The following is a 16390-nucleotide window of genomic DNA, read 5'->3' as shown; positions in this document are numbered from 1 at the left end:
ATGAAGGGAGGAAGCGGAATTGAAAAAAAGAAAGAATAAAAAAAACAGTAAAGCCGCAGAAAAAGCCCTCAAGGTGACGATTAATGGAAAAGAAGAGACGGTTTACGAACAGGAGACGCCTGAGACTGAGACGGAAAAAAGCATGACATTTTCAAATTGGGAGGAAAAGAGAAAGGCAGAGCAAGAGGTTGCGGCATCCCATGAACATCCTGATGAAGATGAATTTAACTGGGATTCCGAGGAGGACAAGGTGTTTAAAGAGGATCCAAAAGTCGTTCCGTCCTATCAAAAGAAAAAAACAAAGCTGTATTCAAAAGGAAAGGCCGGGGCGGCCAAGCCGGTAAAAAAAGTGGCGGCGACGATTGCCTTTGCGGCCGTCATAGGCACTGGATTAGGGTTATTCGCGTTAAACATCTCGGGCAATAAAGAAGCGTCGGCACCGGCTTCTCTAGATGATTCTCTAGGAAGCCAAACAGCAAAAGCCGGAGATACATCTGCTGAAAAACAAAGCTCAGGCGCAGAAAAACAAGCGGCACAAACTGAAGGTACATATAAAACGTACGCTGTACAAGCCGGAAAATTCTCAAATGAAAAGGGTGCCGAAACGTTAACTGAACAACTGACCGCAAAAGGCTACTCCGCCGTGTCACTGTCAAAGGATGACGGGTATACGTACGTCATCGCAGGCTTAGCCGGTGATAAGGACGTGTCACAGCAGTTAGGACAGCTTTTGATCGACAGCGATTTTGAAGCTTGGGGAGGCAAGGAGCTTTCCTTATCAATAGAGTCAGATATGACAGATTCGTTCAAGGAAACAGCGGAGCTTGCAGCAAAGGCGATTCTTGGTGAAGACATTACAAAAGCGAGTGTAGAGAAAATAGAAAAGTCGCTTGGTAAAACAGAAGCGTCTGAAGGAGGAGAGAAAAAAGCGATTTTGCAGGCATTAAAAGAATTAGAGGACCCAAGTGCTGAAGCCGGGTGGAAGGCTCAGCAGGAGCTGTTAGCCGTCATTAAATAAGAGAAAATGCCTGAGCCTTCGTCCTTTAGTGACAGGCTTTTTTTATTTTGTCATGAAAAAGTTATTTTTCTGAAATTGTGACAAGCCTCGTGATTTGGTAGGATAAACGAGTATCTTTTTTTCTTAAGCAAACCCTGAAAGGATGACAAACATGACAAAGCCGCTAATACTTGCATCACAATCTCCGCGCAGGAAAGAACTCCTCGATCTTCTCCAGCTGCCCTACTCCATTATTGTCAGTGAAGTAGAGGAAAAATTAAATCGAAACTTTTCACCTGAAGAAAACGTCCAATGGTTGGCAAAACAAAAAGCTAAGGCTGTAGCTGATCTCCATCCGCATGCAATCGTTATCGGCGCTGATACAATGGTATGCCTGGACGGCGAATGTCTCGGCAAACCGCAAGATCAAGAAGAAGCCGCTTCTATGCTGCGGAGGCTTTCAGGCCGAAGTCATTCAGTGATAACTGCGGTCAGCATACAAGCCGAAAATCACAGCGAAACTTTTTATGATAAGACAGAAGTTACGTTTTGGCCCCTCAGTGAAGAAGAGATTTGGACTTATATTGAAACAAAAGAGCCGATGGATAAAGCAGGTGCATACGGCATCCAAGGAAGAGGCGCGCTTTTTGTAAAGAAAATAGACGGAGATTATTATTCAGTCATGGGCCTTCCTATATCAAAAACGATGAGAGCTCTTCGCCATTTTGATATGAAGGGATGACAGTTCTATAAACGGGAAGGGAAAGAAAAGGAGTGCTTGATCATACACGATCTGCCATTAAAACTCAGAGATTTCCCAACGAAAGAAAAGCCAAGAGAACGGCTTCTGAAAGTCGGAGCCGAGAACTTAGCGAATCATGAACTTTTGGCTATATTATTGCGGACAGGCACTAAACACGAATCTGTTATGGACCTGTCAAACCGGCTGCTGCGCTCTTTTGACGGGCTGCGTCTGCTGAAAGAAGCGTCAGTTGAAGAGCTGTCAAGCATTCCGGGAATCGGTATGGTAAAAGCGGTCCAAATACTGGCGGCAGTTGAGCTTGGAAGCCGGATTCATAAATTAGCCAACGAAGAACATTTCGTCATTCGCTCCCCGGAAGACGGCGCAAATCTTGTCATGGAGGATATGCGCTTTTTAACCCAGGAGCATTTTGTCTGCTTATACTTTACATAAACACTAATAAAATTGGATGTCTAAAATCTTGATTTTACGGTCTTTCTTCTCAAATTCAATCTGCTTTATTAATTCTTGGACTATTTGTCTTTTCTCTTCGCTGGTTAAGACAGACCAACTTTTGTTAAACATAGTTACAATTTCTTTAGCACGCTTTATATCAATGGGGTTTTTAGGTTTATGAAAAGTTTGCTCTTGTTCTAAGGCAGTTTGCGCTTTTTGCAAAGCATCTTTTGTTTCTGCCATTAGTTGCTCAAATTCTTGATCAGTCATTAAATCCATAGACCAAGCTTTTTGATATTTTTTCCTTTGTTTTTCAATACTGAGTATTTTTTGATGGAGCTTATCAAAGTCCTGTTGTTTCTCTTCCGGTATTTTCGGTTCGAGTCTTGGTTTTACATTCTGCATATACTCAATTAAAGCTCTTTCGAATTTTTTCTCGCTGCCTCCAATGGTAGGGCGTTTATTCAAAAGACAGGCTTGACATCTATAGTGGTTACTTTCTACATGCTTATTATCTCTTTTTCGAAAATACTTAGATCGCTCACTTGTAAGCCGGTTTCCGCAATTTGGGCATATTATTTTTGTTTGGAATATAAAAATTGAGTAGGTTTCTCTTTTTTTAAAATTTTGCCGATCATGCAATATTTTTTGTAGCTGTTTAAATTCCTCCTTAGAGATATAGCCTTCAAAAGCATCTTCAATTAGCTCATCACCCCACCGAAAAGCGCCGTAAAGTACGGGGTTTTTCAACATTACGAGTATAGAGGCTATATGCCATTTATAACCCCTTCTCGGCATAGCATCTGATTCGTCGAGATAGTCTGCCAATTCTCTGAGTGAATAGCCTTTTTTGATCTTATCTACCATATCTAAAAGAATTTCGCCCTCTTGAGGATTCTTTACCAGGTACTCACCTTCTTTTGTGAAACCAAAGGGGGCAGGGGCGCTATATTGTCCCTGTCGAGCCTTTTCAACTTGACCCATTTTTACCCGTTCCCCTAAATTCTCTCTTTCCCATTGAGCCATAGCGGCAACTAACGTGATAAAAAGCCTGCCAGTTGCTGATCCCGTATCATAGACCTCAGTGGCGGATCTGAAAACGGCATTGTACTTGTCAAAGTAGTCTAAAAGAGAATAGAGATCACGAACAGACCGGGTCAGTCTGTCGAGCCTATATACTAGCACTGTGTTAATGATGCCTTGTTCTATGTGTCTGAGCATTAATTCAAGTGATGGCCTATGTATATCTTTAGCTGATTTTCCTTCGTCTATATAAAATTTGTAGTTTGCCCATCCTTGGGAAACGCAATAGGCTTTCAGTTTCTCCTTTTGAGCAGCGATTGAATAGCCTTCTTTTGCTTGTTCTTCTGTCGAAACCCTAACGTATATTCCAACATTCTTAAGGCTGTTCGCTTCCATTAGTTCCAATTGAAACATCCTCCTAGAAACGTATGTTCTATTTTGAGGTTAAAAATTTTTAACCCCCGATAAATCTTTTAAATGTGCTAACTCTGCAGGTACCCCATTCATCACAGCAACGTCTTTTAGGGTAAAGTTTGTAGTTTTATACTGGCTTATAACCCAGTCGGGAAGAAGAAGTTCAACGGCAAAAGTATTTGCCTCAACTTCGACCTTATCAACTGAGAAAAGAGTATGTTCTTTCATGAAAGGGGTATTAGCACGAGGGTGCAATTGTGCGTGCCCCAGTTCATGAGAACAGACAAATGTTTTTTCACCTTGGCTTAAGTTAGAATTGATAACGATATATTTGTTTCTTTTGTCGTATTTATAAAACCCCATTATTTCATGGTGTAAGTCCCATTGAAAAACATTGATATTTAAATATGATGCAAGTTCATAAGGATTACTGGTTTTATACTTTTTAATTAGTTTTTGCACAGCTGCTTTTATCAAAGTATAAGGCCCCCTAGTCTTGATCGTCTTTTCTGTATTTCTTTGGAGTGTATTTCTTATTGATTCTTTCCGTTTGACGGACGATGTGTTCCATTGCTTCCATGAGGGACTCAATGGCTTCAGGGCTCATAGGCTCGCCAGAGAAGCTTAGTCCATCCGAGTTCTCTAAGTCCCTTCTTATTTCCTCCATACGCTTTGCAATGTCTTTTTCTTCTTTAGCGTTATATTCTGCAGGCTCTTCTTTTATAAGGTTTTCTTCACCAACAATTGCAGAGACCTGCACACCGAGTGCGCTTGCTACAGATTCCAAGGTGGAAAGGCTTGGGTTATATCTATCTCTTTCAATATCTGCAAGGTATGAACGAGAAAGATTAGCTTTGTCAGCCAGTTGTACTTGAGTTAACTTCCGTTCCTTCCTAATAGCTTTAATTCTTTGCCCTACAGTCATTATCGGTTATCTCCTTTACAACACAGTGGACCTCACTGCATTAAACGAGCTTACACGAGGTTACACGAGTCGTTTGATATGTCCCAATTATAGTGCCCAAATGTCGGAAATACAATACCAAAAATGACGGAAATACAAGTATTTTTTAGTGAAATGACGGAAATACAAGCTAAATACTCTCTAAATCTTCAAAATGCTTGATTTTCGTCATATTTCGACTTTTACAAAATGTCGTGAATACCGTACAATTTAGCCATACCTTAACGGGAGGTGATAAACATGCTGGATGGGAAAAAGCTTGGGGCTTTAATTAAAAACAAACGGAAAGAAAAGCACTTGAAACAGACAGAAATGGCAAAGGCGCTAGGCCTGTCTAGGACTTATCTTTCTGACATTGAAAACGGAAGATATCTGCCAAGTACAAAGACACTTTCCAGAATAGCGATTTTTATAAATCTGGATTTAAACGTGTTAAAAATGACGGAAATACAAGTAGTTGAGGAGGGTGGATATGATAGAGCTGCCAGCACATGTAGAAGCCAGGCTTTATGAAATTTTCATGAAGTTATCGGTTCCAAGAATTCTCGAAAAAGAGGCATTGGAGAAAGGAGACAAATCAAATGACGAAAGAAAAGGCAATTGAACTTGCAGCCTTCTTCGCTGAATTTGAGCAGAAGATGATCAAAAAGAACCGATTTAAAATTGCTCATTTCTCTAACAAACAAATGGTCAAATGTTGTCATGTCTATTTAGAAATGAAGGGAGTAAAAGCATGAATCTAAATCAATTTCTTAAATCAGATAAGGAAAAAGCTAAACGTAAATTGGCATCCGCACAGTTTCTGCTGAACGAATTGCTTCCAGATGAAATAGAGGATAACAATTTCGATGAATGTATTGATCTCTGTTTGTCAGCTGCTGAAATGTTCAAGGAAATCAAACGGATGCATCATCCTGAACAAGTCGTTCAGCTACATGAAGTTGCAACTCAATTTCTTAGTAAAGGTCTTGATGTCTCAATTGTAAAGAGGCCTGTATATGAATCTTGAGCATCCGATCATAACGGAAATTAATCGTTACGGTTATCCAAAAGAGTATCTCCAGTATGACCGAGATCGGGAAGAGGATGCCGATGAAGAAGTAAATAAAAAAAGCCCACACGGCAATGTGGACTAAAAACAAACAAGCAACTTCATTTTAAATGGAACTCTCAACAAAATCAAATAGAGGAAGGTGTCTCATATGAATCCATTGCAGGATTTTGAATTAAATGAAATTAACAACGGCGAACTGCCGGGGAACCGTCCACAGTTTGAAATCACTGATATGAACAGCCTGAACTGGGCTTTCCGGAAAATAGCTGCACTTAAGTCGCAGGAAAAGGAAATCAAAGCGCTGGCAGCCACAGAAAAACAACGTATCGAAGAATGGGAAAGGCAAGAGCTTAAGCCTTTAGCAGACAGTCTTTCATTCTTTGAAAACCTGGTGAGTGTCTATCATACAAAGCAGCTGCAGGAAGACCCGAAGGCAAAAACACTTTCCACACCTTATGGGAAATCTAAAAGCCGGACAACAAAAGCAGCACCTAAAGAAGTGGACAAGGAAAAACTTCTGCAGCATGTGAAGGATGCCGGTATGGAAGAGTTTATAAAAGAGTCTGTGGCATGGGGTGATCTTAAAAAGACACTCACTGTCACCGAGCTTGAAGGTAAACCAATAGTAATAGATTCAAATGGACAAGCTGTCCCGGGCGTAGAAGTGCAGCCGGAAACAGTCAGCTTCAAAGTGGAGGTGTAAGGGATGTTTCAAGTAACAGACGCGCAGCGTGAAAAGGAAAAAGCAATTGTGGGTTTTATCGGTCCGAGTGGTTCCGGTAAGACGGCCGGCGCCCTTCTGGTAGCTTACGGAATGATGCGTGAGGCATATCCAGAAGCAAACGACGAGGAAATCTGGTCAAAGATCGGCGTTGTCGATACTGAGCACCGACGCGCAAAACTGTACGCTAATTTACAGTTTGATGAAATTCGCATCGGTAGCTTTAAGCATATTGATTTTACACCGCCGTATACGACAGAACGATATCAAATGGCAGTCGAAGCAATTAAGAACGCCGGTGCCGAAGTTGTCGTAATTGATTCACTCTCACACAACTGGCAGGGTGAAGGCGGAATAGTTGAAACACATGGCAGCATGTCCGGCAACTCGTTTCAAAACTGGGGCAAACTTGCGCCGGAAACAACCAAACTCATTAAGACATTAACACAAAATGACGTTCACATCTTGGCGACATTGAGAACAAAAACAGAGTATGTCGTCGAGCCCGATGATAAAGGCAAAATGGCTCCACGTAAGGTTGGGACAAAGCCCGTCCAAAAAGATGAAATGGAATACGAGTTTATGCTCAATTTTACAATTGGTATTGATCATATGGCTGAGACGTCAAAAGACAATACGCGGATGTTTGAAGGCTCTTCAATCAAGCTAAACCCGGAAGTCGGCCGCAAACTTTATCAGTGGCTTGAGCTTGGCATTGACGTAAAGGCGGAGGAAGAATCGGAGCGCGTCGGCTTAATTTCTCAGATCAAAACGATGATTACTGAGAATGAAAAGGCTGCGCAAATGATTGAGGAGTTCCAGATCAAAGCCAACCAGAAGCTGGACCAGTGGAATATCAAACTTGCTAAGGCTGCTATCGAAAGATTAAACAGCGTACTGGGAGGTGAGCCAGGTGAAAAATGATTCAAAGCTCGAAGAGATTCGGGGGCATGCGACTATATCTGATGTGCCCTGGTTAATTTCAGAGATTGATAGATTGAATAGTGGCATAGACAGTGTAATTTATGATTTGCGAAATGAAGACATCACCGATCCGCATGTAGTGGATTCAATTACTCAAAATCTTGTAGCTGTACTAAACGGCAAATAAAATTAACGAAAAATTGGAGGAATTATACATGTTCACAGTAGACCACAGCAAAGGCGAAGCTTTTGAACCAATTAAACCAGGAGAATATGAGGCAACGGTTATTAATTTTGAGGAAAAAACAGCAGCTTCATCCGGAAATAAGCGACTTGTCGTAGACTATGAAATCCGTTCTGACGTTGAGCAGGCATGCCAGGGCCAGAAAATCCTATACGACAATTTCACTGTTACAGAGAATGCAATGTGGAGATTTCATCAAGCATCAAAGGCCGCGGGCTTCCCGAACGGAATGAAATTTAAGGATCATATTGAATGGGCCAACGCTTTCCTCAATAAACCGATCCGCCTAGTTGTCGGAGAAAGAGAGCATAACGGCAAAAAATATCCAGAAGTCAAAGCGTTTAAGCCGTCAGAAGCGCCGGCGCCGGATACAGGCTCAATTACAGTGAGCGATGACGATGTACCATTTTGATTACAAGAAATACATTTGAGGGAGTGTATAGCTCCCTCGTTTTTAAAGGGGAGTTAATACATGTACGATTTTAAAAATATACCGCAAGAGCTAAAAAACGCCCCTCAGTGGATTCTATGGCGTTCGGAAGAGCGTAACGGCAAAAAAACGAAAGTGCCATATCAGATTGACGGGAGCATGGCTCAATCAAGCAATAAGAGAACCTGGTCCACCTTTGCCACTATCATGAAGTTTTTCAATGAACAGGAGTATGACGGCATCGGCTTCATGTTTTCTAAAGATGATCCGTTCATCGGAATAGATATAGATCACTGTGTAGATGATGGTGTTCTGTCTCCTTTCGCTCAGGAAATCATACAGACAATTAGTAGCTATACTGAATACTCTCCGAGTGGTGAGGGTGTTCATATTATCGCAAAAGGTAAGCTCCCATTACGCGGACCGGGCACAGGAAGAAAAAATATAGATAAAGGCCTGGAAGTATACAGGCATGGCCGTTATTTCACATTCACCGGAAACAGTCTTGATGTTGGACCTGTTCAGGAACGATCAGAGGAAATCAAAACTATCTTTGATAATTACCTGACAGAGAAGGAAGAAGCAAAACCGGTCAGCACCCGATCACAATCAACAAGCGATATGAGTAATCTTTCAAATAAAGAAATTTGGGAAAGAATGTTCAACAGTAAAAACGGTAAAAGCATTCAGGACCTGTTTAACGGCCAACTGATTAATGGCGATCATTCTTCCACAGATATGGCTTTATGTAATCACTTGGCATTCTGGACGGATAAGGACGCGGCTAAAATGGATTCCATGTTTCGTGAATCAGATTTATTCCGTGAAAAGTGGGATCGGCAGCATTCAGCTGATGGTGCTACATATGGAGAAATGACCATTGCTGCAGCTATCTACTCGACAGGCCCCACAATATCTGACTTGATGGAACAGCAAGAGCAACCGTATGAAGTGTATTTCTCGCAGCCTGCAGCCTCACATGTTGCGGACACAGAGGAAATCATAGACACGGCGCCGGTCTTTCATTTAACCGAGTTAGGGAACGCTGAAAGGCTTGTATATTACCATGGCAAGAATATCAGGTACTGTAACGAGCTTGACTGGTTAATCTGGAACGGAAAGATGTGGGAGGAAGATAGTAAAAGGCAGATTGAGGCATTAACTGCCCAAACTCTCCGGGCCATATACGGGGAAGCGAAAGCCACGGAAGACGGCTACAGAAAAAAGCAGCTTAACGATTGGGCTAAAAAATGCGAACGTCGCAATATTCGAATGAACACCATCCTGGATACCCGGCCGATGGTTGCTGTAAGAAAACAAGAACTCGACTCTCATAAATATCTGTTTAATTGTGAGAATGGTGTGATCGATTTAAAGACTGGTGAATTGTTGCCGCATGATCGTGATTTTCTGTTTACTAAAATTTCATCTGTGGCTTATCAAAAGGATGCCGATTGCCCAAACTGGAAAACATTCTTAGAAAGCATATTTATAGATGAACAAGGGCAACCAAACTATGAAATTATCGATTTTATGCAGAAAGCAATTGGCTATTCATTGACCGGTGATACTACGGAACAAGTCATGTTCTTTCTGTTTGGTAATGGCCGTAACGGTAAATCAACGTTTATCAATACAGTTCAGCAGCTGCTGGGCGACTATGGCCGGCAGACGAACAGCGACACATTCATAAAAAAGAAGAATGATAGCAGCATCAACAATGACATAGCCCGCCTCGACGGGGCGCGCTTTGTATCGGCCGTTGAGAGTGAAGAAGGCCAGCAGCTGTCCGAGTCGTTGGTGAAGCAGATCACCGGGGGCGAAAAGATGTCCGCGCGTTTCTTACGCCAGGAATATTTTGAGTTTACCCCAGAATTTAAAGTGTTCTTTACGACAAACCATAAACCAATCGTAAAGGGAAGCGACGAGGGTATCTGGCGACGTATCCGGCTTGTCCCGTTCACTGTCACCATTCCAAAAGAGAAAGTGGACAAAAAGCTTCCGCAGAAACTTGCTGCAGAAATGCCTGGCATTCTCAGGTGGGCGGTGGAAGGCTGCTTGAAGTGGCAGAAGGAAGGGCTTAAAGAACCAGAAGTGATCCGAAAAGCAACGGAAGGTTACCGCGAGGATATGGATATATTAGGGCCGTATATATCAGAAAGATGTGTTGTTCATCCCTCAGCAAAAATTGAAGCAAAAGAGCTCTATAAGGATTACAAAAACTGGTGCTATGAAAATGATGAGATTGAACTCAAAAATCGTGCTTTTTATAGACAAATTGAAATTCGAGGGTTTAAGAAGGAAAACGGAGCGAAAAATAAAGTCTTCTTTTATGGTATAGGGCTAAACAAATATCAGAGCCACTTGAATTTTTCGGAAAGGGTTAACGAAGGGGTTAATGAATCAAATGCAAACAGTGACTCCAAAAAGGTTACTTCTATAAATAGAAAAAAGCTATAAATCCTTTAGTACCAAGGGGTTAAGGCTCTATCTATAGATTTTAATTATTTTTAGGGTTAATAAGGGTTAATGATTTTGTTTGTTCCCCTCACATGAAAATTAATTAATAAAAAATAAATATATATATATAGGGCTTTAATACAAAATGCATTAACCTTCGTTAACTCATTAACCCGTTTTGATAAAAAGAGGTGAGAAAATTGCACCCAAAACAAATTTGTTCCGATTTAGAGGTATTGGGCTCTCGTTTGGTTCTTGATGGAAACGATCTTTATATTGAGAAACCAGAGAAAGTCTATCCGGAACTTGAGGCGTTTGTCCAATCTTATAAAAAGCGAATTATCCGGTATTTGAAAGGTGAATACTCGGATCATGAACATAATGTGAAACAGACAATAGATAAAATCATTAATTATTTCATGGGCATTGATCAAGATATAAATAGAAAAATAGATGACTGGTTCAATCATGATTATGAATCAGTTATGAAGGTGATGAAATTGCTTGTTCTCTTTTGGGAGAACGGCTGGAGGGAGCTAAAGGAATCCGTTTCAAACTTTGAAAGTGAGGAAACGGACCGGCTTTCCATAGAAATTTATGATCGGGCCATGTCGTATTTTAAGGGGAAGAAAGCATGACAATTATTCACTATAACTATTCGGAAACGGAGTTAAAAGAAATTCTGGACAGCATGATCATTATTGTGGATACGAGAGAGCAAAAGAATCAGCATGTTCTTGATTATCTCCGTAAAAAGAAAGTGGCAATCAAATTCAAAGGAATGAAAACCGGCGATTACTCTGCCATGATTCCGAAGAATGACGAATTTGGAATTAGTCGTGATATGTATTTGAATGCAGCCATTGAACGGAAAAACGGAGTGGACGAGCTGGTGCAGTCGATTAAAGACCGTTCTCGTTTTGAAAATGAATTGATCCGGGCGTCCAGACATCCATTCACTCTTCTTGTGGAAGACCTGGAAGGGTACCAAAAGATTCTAAACGGAAAATATCGTTCAAAGTATGAACCGAAAGCGCTGCTGGGCAGCTTAAAAACATTTGAAGTTCGTTACGGCTTTTCAACTGTTTTTCTTAGCCCTAACGCTACCGGAAATTACATTTACCATCACTTTCATTATATGGCCCGGGAACTGCTGAAAGGCGGGCTTGTGTAAATATGAATAATACAATCAAAGGGAGGAAGTAACATGGCATTTGTAGGTTTTGAGGAATCGAAGGAAGTACGGCAGCTGGCTGAAAGCATAATTGACGAGCACCACCCACATTTAAAAGATGCTAAACAGCAAATAGGTTTTTATCTCCGTGAGGGTAACAGCAAATGGGCAGGAAAGGCGAAGAAATGCACGGCTTTTGAGCGCCATATGACCGATTACATGCTTTTCGTGTTTATCAATAAAGATGCATGGAAGACGATGCCGGAGGAACAACGCGCTGCCCTGGTAGATCATGAGCTTTGCCATTTTACTCGTGAAGAATGGGAAGAGCCTGACCCGAAAGACCAAAGTAAATGGGTGACTGTGTACGGCGCTGCCACTGATCCAGACAGCTGGGGAATCCGCGAGCATGACGTTGAGGAATTCTCTGAGATTATCGAGCGCCATGGTTTATGGGATACCGGTATTGAAACATTTGCCGAGGCAGTCCGTGAAGCAGAGCATCAAATGACTATTTCAGACGTACAGCGTCTATCGAGGGTGAAATAAATGGGGGTAATTAGAAACTTTATACTAGGGGATTTTGCATGCATTGAAACCGAACATGAGTTTGTATTGATTATGAAAAATAAAATATACGGTCCCTATGAGAATAGCAAGTTTAAAGCTATGTTGTATGCGTTGGAATGTGGGCTCAAAAGTAATAACAGGTGATCAGGCATGAAAAGCATCGAGTTATTTGCTGGTATCGGGGGTATTTCGCTTGCTGCTGAATGGGCAGGCATTAAAACAGTCGCATTCTGTGAACGAAATGTCTTCTGTCAGAGGGTTTTAAGAAAGAATTTCCCGGGCGTTCTCATCGTTGATAATGTTTGCGCTTTGAACAGACGGCTTTTACAGGAAAAAGGAGTGATCGAACCAGGTGAAACAATTGGCATTCTTTCAGGAGGATATCCCTGCCAGGGTGAAAGTGTTATCGGGAAAAGAAAAGGAGATCGGGACGATAGATGGCTTTGGCCTCAAATGTTCCGACTCACAAAAGAATTACGACCCGATTGGGTTGTTGGAGAGAATGTTGCTGGACACATCACAATGGGCTTGGACACAGTCCTCTCCGATTTGGAAAGTGAAAACTACCAAGCAAGGGTATTCGTACTTCCGGCTGTCAGTGTCGGTGCGCCGCATCAAAGATACAGGACATTTGTTGTTGCCCACTCCGGCCGCCAGTCAAAATCACAAACCGATCAGGCCTTTAACTCCTTCGGAAACGAACGGAACACACGGGGTGATCTTGCCAGGTGGCTTGGGCCATCAATTTCCCCATCTTACTGGCAAATACATCAATCCCCAGCTGTTGGAGTGGATGATGGGTTTCCCAATCGGGTGGACAGAAGTATAGCTTTAGGAAACGCAGTTGTCCCTCAGCAGATTTACCCGATATTCAAAGCTATTATGGATCAGGAGGCGACAGAGTGATTATCTCTATTATAACTGCTCTTTTCATGTTTAATGCAATTGCTCTCCTTCTGTGGATTTGTTTCACAGAGAGCCGTTTGCAAAAATGGGAACACGAAAAATAGAGGAAAGGAGGACGGGTGTGACAGAACAACTTTCATTCCTTCATCCTGTGGATTTGAAGGCAGTCCGAAAAATCGTGATCAAAGAACTCAAAGATTATCGAGCTTTGAAAGTACAGCTTGAGAATAAAAAGGAATCGGTTGACGCTGGCATCAGCCCGTTTCCTTCTATCAGAGACTCTTTCATATTAAATGAATTGAAGGTCAAACAGATGGAAAGGGCGTTAGAAAACAGCCTGGACGATGAAGAACGGATGATCATTGAGAAAAAATACTTAACAGCCAGCCAAACAAAAGACATTCATATCTATATGGAACTCGGCATGAAGAAGGACACCTATTATGAAATAAAACAGCGTGCCATCTTACGTATTGCCACAGCACTCGGAATTATCTGAGTGCTTTTTTATCGACAAATTCCCGATAAAACAGGGGACATTTTAGGGGACAAAAAGGGGGACTATTTATGTTTGAAATCTCGATAAACTTAACCTATCAACGAAATACGATAAATAAAACTTATCGAAATATACGGGAGAAGCGTCTTTCCCTTATCAAGACGAATTCGGATACGGAACAAAGGTGTTGAGGAATGAAGCCAAAACGAGAGGAACATTCTGAGCCTGGATAGCAGCTAGTCTGAGGCGTCCGTATCGGGAGAATAGTATTATCGTGTTTCATTGTGCGATCTTGCTATACTTGGCTTCCTCTCGGAGTATATGTAAGACATACTTTATAGCAACAAGCTCAAATGATTTGTTAAATTTTAGGAATTGATACAATCTCTGAATACATAATCTTTATTGATTTATAAAAAAATTTGGAGGTTTTGCAATGGCTGTATTAGATAAAACTTTATTTTCTTTTGAGTATCCGGAAGTCATGACTACTACATGTGTAACTGGGTGGACTTATCGTCCCTGCCCAACCTGGAATAATCCAGGTCGAATGTGTAGGGAAGATATAGTACTTCCATGTGTTAAAACAAGAAGGAGTCGTTTTAGAGTATATGCTTATTTAAGATATCCTGATACGTTCGAAGATGTGGTTAGAAGTGAAATCGAACGTTGCCACTTGATAGCAGCTGGGGTTGCTACGAATATTGTATATACAGCTGCAACAGCTTCGTCTGTTGTTGGTCCACAAGCAACTATAGCCGCAGCTGTAGGGGCCATTCCACCGGCGCTAGAAGCTTATATACAATCATTTTGGAATTGTTTAACTAGTTTAAATTTATCCGACGTTGCAAGACGACAATTTGAAGCAGATATTAAGCAAGAGACAGTACGCATAACAGACTGGGGTTAATTTATAAATTCTATCGACAAATTCTGCAAATTGTTTCTTAGATCGCCTCATTCACCGATAATAAAGGTGGGGGCGATTAAGTTGAATTTTGAATCGAAATATTTAGTAAGATGGGGAATGCCGGGATGGGTGTTTATGATATTTATAACCCTGTTGTACTTAATAAACGAACCAGGGTATATACCCCAAATTCTAAAGTATAAAGGTTTCTCGCTTGTAGGCTTTACTGCACTAGCAGCAGCACTAGGAATAATTTTAGGGCATATCATTCATCAGATTAGCTTGTTTTTGTGGTTTGTAATTCCTGAATACAGAAAAAGAAAATGGTTAGTTTACTTTGATAGAGAGTTTAAAATAGACAAGCGAATCGTTGAAGAAGAAGAACTTGGTAAGGGAATCAAAAACATATACAGTTATCGTTTAGGGCAACTACATGCAAGAAGGGGCTTGCTTACAAGTTTAATGCTGTCATTTGTGACTATAATAATCCTCTGTTGTACAGATCTAAACTTACTCAGCGTAAAAACGATAATACTTGAAAGTGGTAACGGTGCTCTAATAATGATTATGCTGATAAATTATTATTATTTTGATAGGAACCTAGAATATTTTATGGACAGAGTAAATGAGTTTGAAAATCAAAGTAATTCGAGTGATAATTCTCAACAATCTAATAATGAATAAAATGGCACCTCTATTAAGGTGCTTTTTTATATTCTCTGTAAACTGCTTCCGGTAAATCTCAGGATAGAATATTGGCGGTTAACGGCTTGAGTACGGGGGCAGTTTAGAAAGAATATGGTTCAGACTTGGAAGGAGGAGCACTATGAAACCTTTTAGCAAATGCGAACAATGTGGCGATGAACATCATATCGTTTTACTCGAGCACAAAAAAGAAAATAGCGTAGTAATTGGGTTCATTCAATGCCCATCATGCCAGCATAAAACAGTTTGCTCTGTGACTACGCCTCATATTAGATCGCTTCAAAAGAGAATAAGAACAATAAGAAACCAATATAGAAAAGCAAAAAGACTAAAAAAAGCAGAGCGCCTGCTTGCTGAATATGAAAAGGTGAATGCTCAAATAAAGATACTCATGCATCCGCTGATTGATCAAGAGAATAAAATAATAAATCAGTAACGTCTTTCTGTTTCTTAATGGAAGGCGTTTTGTTTTTAAAAGGAGGTCACACCATGCTACCTTATAACACTGCCACAAAGCACAATATAACTACAGCAATGGTACATGAGGGTTTATACCAATTGCGTGTCTCAGGTTGCCCTTGGCAGGATGCTGATATCGTAGACGCTTTAGGGTGCCTTGGTGACTATGGATTGCATAACCTATTAGCAGTTGAACGTATTGCACGTATAAGTGAGGTACATCCATACAGCAGAGTTAAAGGATTACTTCATCACTCTTATGAGAGTTTAGGGATTAATGAGAGTGATGAGAACGGAGAATTGATAGTGCCAAAGTTGTTGTGGAAAGAGAACTTTTACAATAGGAATGAGCAAGGTGAAGGGTATGCCCCGTAAGCCCCTAAGAGTATGCCCCGCCCCTGGGTGCCCCAGCCTCACCCGTGACCGGTACTGCGATGAACACAAGACACAGCAACAAGAAGAAACAAAACATTACAACAAACATTCAAGAAACAAAACAATAACAAGTTTTTATAAATCAACAGATTGGAAACGAACAAGACAACTTGGATTGATACGAGACAATTATCTCTGTCAGCATTGTTTGAAAGATCATTGCTTCACTCCAGCTGACATGGTGCATCATATTGTGGAAGTAAAGGAAGATTGGTCGAAAAGATTAGACTTGGACAACCTTGTAAGCCTGTGTAACGCCTGTCATAACAAGGTTCATGGCGGAGAGGGCAAGTGACCCTCCCC

At 41.1% G+C, this 16390-nt stretch carries 24 protein-coding genes and 1 pseudogene; 22 read left to right on the top strand and 3 right to left on the bottom strand.

What is annotated here, in order from left to right:
- The first annotated feature begins 19 nt into the window (after positions 1-19).
- The 3 genes and pseudogenes from M1M80_RS14520 to radC form a co-directional block, all read left to right on the top strand.
- Positions 20-1018, top strand: coding sequence for an SPOR domain-containing protein (locus tag M1M80_RS14520; RefSeq protein ID WP_060399204.1), 999 nt, complete (start codon positions 20-22; stop codon positions 1016-1018).
- 151 nt (positions 1019-1169) lie between these two features.
- Complete coding sequence (locus tag M1M80_RS14515) at positions 1170-1739, top strand: Maf family nucleotide pyrophosphatase (RefSeq protein WP_003237578.1); 570 nt, start codon at positions 1170-1172, stop codon at positions 1737-1739.
- A gap of 36 nt (positions 1740-1775) precedes the next feature.
- Positions 1776-2183: pseudogene (radC, locus tag M1M80_RS14510) on the top strand (RadC family protein); the annotation flags it as partial.
- Between the two features lie 12 nt (positions 2184-2195).
- Here the strand turns inward: radC and M1M80_RS14505 are convergent.
- Genes M1M80_RS14505 through M1M80_RS14495 form a run of 3 tightly spaced genes read right to left on the bottom strand, consistent with a single transcriptional unit; the run spans position 2196 to position 4557 of the window.
- A complete protein-coding gene (locus tag M1M80_RS14505) occupies positions 2196-3632 on the bottom strand; it encodes a recombinase family protein (protein WP_178938628.1) in 1437 nt (478 codons plus the stop codon).
- Between the two features lie 30 nt (positions 3633-3662).
- Positions 3663-4109 (bottom strand): ImmA/IrrE family metallo-endopeptidase, encoded by a 447-nt coding sequence (locus M1M80_RS14500; RefSeq protein WP_060399203.1) that lies wholly within the window; start codon positions 4107-4109, stop codon positions 3663-3665.
- 13 nt (positions 4110-4122) lie between these two features.
- Entirely contained in the window at positions 4123-4557 is a 435-nt protein-coding gene (locus tag M1M80_RS14495) for a helix-turn-helix domain-containing protein (protein ID WP_060399202.1), read from the bottom strand.
- 279 nt (positions 4558-4836) lie between these two features.
- Here M1M80_RS14495 and M1M80_RS14490 point away from each other — a divergent pair, with 279 nt between their 5' ends.
- From M1M80_RS14490 to M1M80_RS14400, 19 genes are all read left to right on the top strand, one after another.
- A complete protein-coding gene (locus M1M80_RS14490; RefSeq protein ID WP_060399201.1) occupies positions 4837-5109 on the top strand; it encodes a helix-turn-helix transcriptional regulator in 273 nt (90 codons plus the stop codon).
- A gap of 68 nt (positions 5110-5177) precedes the next feature.
- Positions 5178-5333 (top strand): hypothetical protein, encoded by a 156-nt coding sequence (locus M1M80_RS14485; protein WP_166638362.1) that lies wholly within the window; start codon positions 5178-5180, stop codon positions 5331-5333.
- Positions 5330-5605: a YqaH family protein gene (locus tag M1M80_RS14480; protein ID WP_041055414.1), complete on the top strand. Its 276-nt coding sequence runs from the start codon at positions 5330-5332 to the stop codon at positions 5603-5605. The genes M1M80_RS14485 and M1M80_RS14480 overlap by 4 nt, the downstream gene beginning before the upstream one ends.
- Positions 5595-5732 (top strand): hypothetical protein, encoded by a 138-nt coding sequence (locus M1M80_RS14475; protein ID WP_164906783.1) that lies wholly within the window; start codon positions 5595-5597, stop codon positions 5730-5732. The genes M1M80_RS14480 and M1M80_RS14475 overlap by 11 nt, the downstream gene beginning before the upstream one ends.
- Before the next feature lie 66 nt (positions 5733-5798).
- Complete coding sequence (locus M1M80_RS14470; protein ID WP_060399200.1) at positions 5799-6353, top strand: host-nuclease inhibitor Gam family protein; 555 nt, start codon at positions 5799-5801, stop codon at positions 6351-6353.
- Positions 6354-6356: 3 nt separating this feature from the next.
- Positions 6357-7295 (top strand): AAA family ATPase, encoded by a 939-nt coding sequence (locus M1M80_RS14465; protein ID WP_060399199.1) that lies wholly within the window; start codon positions 6357-6359, stop codon positions 7293-7295.
- A complete protein-coding gene (locus tag M1M80_RS14460) occupies positions 7285-7482 on the top strand; it encodes a hypothetical protein (protein ID WP_019260095.1) in 198 nt (65 codons plus the stop codon). The genes M1M80_RS14465 and M1M80_RS14460 overlap by 11 nt, the downstream gene beginning before the upstream one ends.
- Before the next feature lie 28 nt (positions 7483-7510).
- The gene (locus M1M80_RS14455; RefSeq protein ID WP_060399198.1) at positions 7511-7951 is read left to right on the top strand and encodes a DUF669 domain-containing protein; all 441 of its coding nucleotides are present in this window, start codon (positions 7511-7513) and stop codon (positions 7949-7951) included.
- A 60-nt stretch (positions 7952-8011) separates the two neighbouring features.
- Complete coding sequence (locus M1M80_RS14450) at positions 8012-10429, top strand: phage/plasmid primase, P4 family (RefSeq protein ID WP_060399197.1); 2418 nt, start codon at positions 8012-8014, stop codon at positions 10427-10429.
- 200 nt (positions 10430-10629) lie between these two features.
- Entirely contained in the window at positions 10630-11067 is a 438-nt protein-coding gene (locus tag M1M80_RS14445; RefSeq protein WP_060399196.1) for a hypothetical protein, read from the top strand.
- Positions 11064-11603 (top strand): ERCC4 domain-containing protein, encoded by a 540-nt coding sequence (locus tag M1M80_RS14440; protein ID WP_060399195.1) that lies wholly within the window; start codon positions 11064-11066, stop codon positions 11601-11603. Before M1M80_RS14445 ends, M1M80_RS14440 begins: the two co-directional genes overlap by 4 nt.
- A gap of 33 nt (positions 11604-11636) precedes the next feature.
- A complete protein-coding gene (locus tag M1M80_RS14435; RefSeq protein WP_060399194.1) occupies positions 11637-12152 on the top strand; it encodes a putative metallopeptidase in 516 nt (171 codons plus the stop codon).
- Between the two features lie 171 nt (positions 12153-12323).
- A complete protein-coding gene (locus M1M80_RS14430; RefSeq protein ID WP_060399193.1) occupies positions 12324-13079 on the top strand; it encodes a DNA cytosine methyltransferase in 756 nt (251 codons plus the stop codon).
- A 121-nt stretch (positions 13080-13200) separates the two neighbouring features.
- Positions 13201-13578: an ArpU family phage packaging/lysis transcriptional regulator gene (locus tag M1M80_RS14425; protein ID WP_019260088.1), complete on the top strand. Its 378-nt coding sequence runs from the start codon at positions 13201-13203 to the stop codon at positions 13576-13578.
- Positions 13579-14014: 436 nt separating this feature from the next.
- Entirely contained in the window at positions 14015-14488 is a 474-nt protein-coding gene (locus M1M80_RS14420) for a hypothetical protein (RefSeq protein WP_060399191.1), read from the top strand.
- 81 nt (positions 14489-14569) lie between these two features.
- Positions 14570-15172, top strand: coding sequence for a BA5345 family protein (locus M1M80_RS14415; protein WP_060399190.1), 603 nt, complete (start codon positions 14570-14572; stop codon positions 15170-15172).
- Between the two features lie 142 nt (positions 15173-15314).
- Positions 15315-15629, top strand: coding sequence for an ATP synthase subunit B family protein (locus M1M80_RS14410; RefSeq protein ID WP_060399189.1), 315 nt, complete (start codon positions 15315-15317; stop codon positions 15627-15629).
- 53 nt (positions 15630-15682) lie between these two features.
- Positions 15683-16027 (top strand): hypothetical protein, encoded by a 345-nt coding sequence (locus tag M1M80_RS14405; protein WP_060399188.1) that lies wholly within the window; start codon positions 15683-15685, stop codon positions 16025-16027.
- Positions 16017-16382 carry an HNH endonuclease gene (locus M1M80_RS14400; RefSeq protein ID WP_060399187.1) on the top strand — a complete coding sequence of 122 codons (366 nt, stop codon included), beginning with the start codon at positions 16017-16019 and terminating at the stop codon, positions 16380-16382. Before M1M80_RS14405 ends, M1M80_RS14400 begins: the two co-directional genes overlap by 11 nt.
- Positions 16383-16390 lie beyond the last annotated feature (8 nt).

The organism is Bacillus inaquosorum (assembly GCF_023238325.1).
In the GTDB taxonomy this organism is placed as follows: domain Bacteria; phylum Bacillota; class Bacilli; order Bacillales; family Bacillaceae; genus Bacillus; species Bacillus inaquosorum.
The sequence above is the reverse complement of the archived record's forward strand: the minus strand, read 5'-3'. Positions and strand labels throughout refer to the sequence as shown.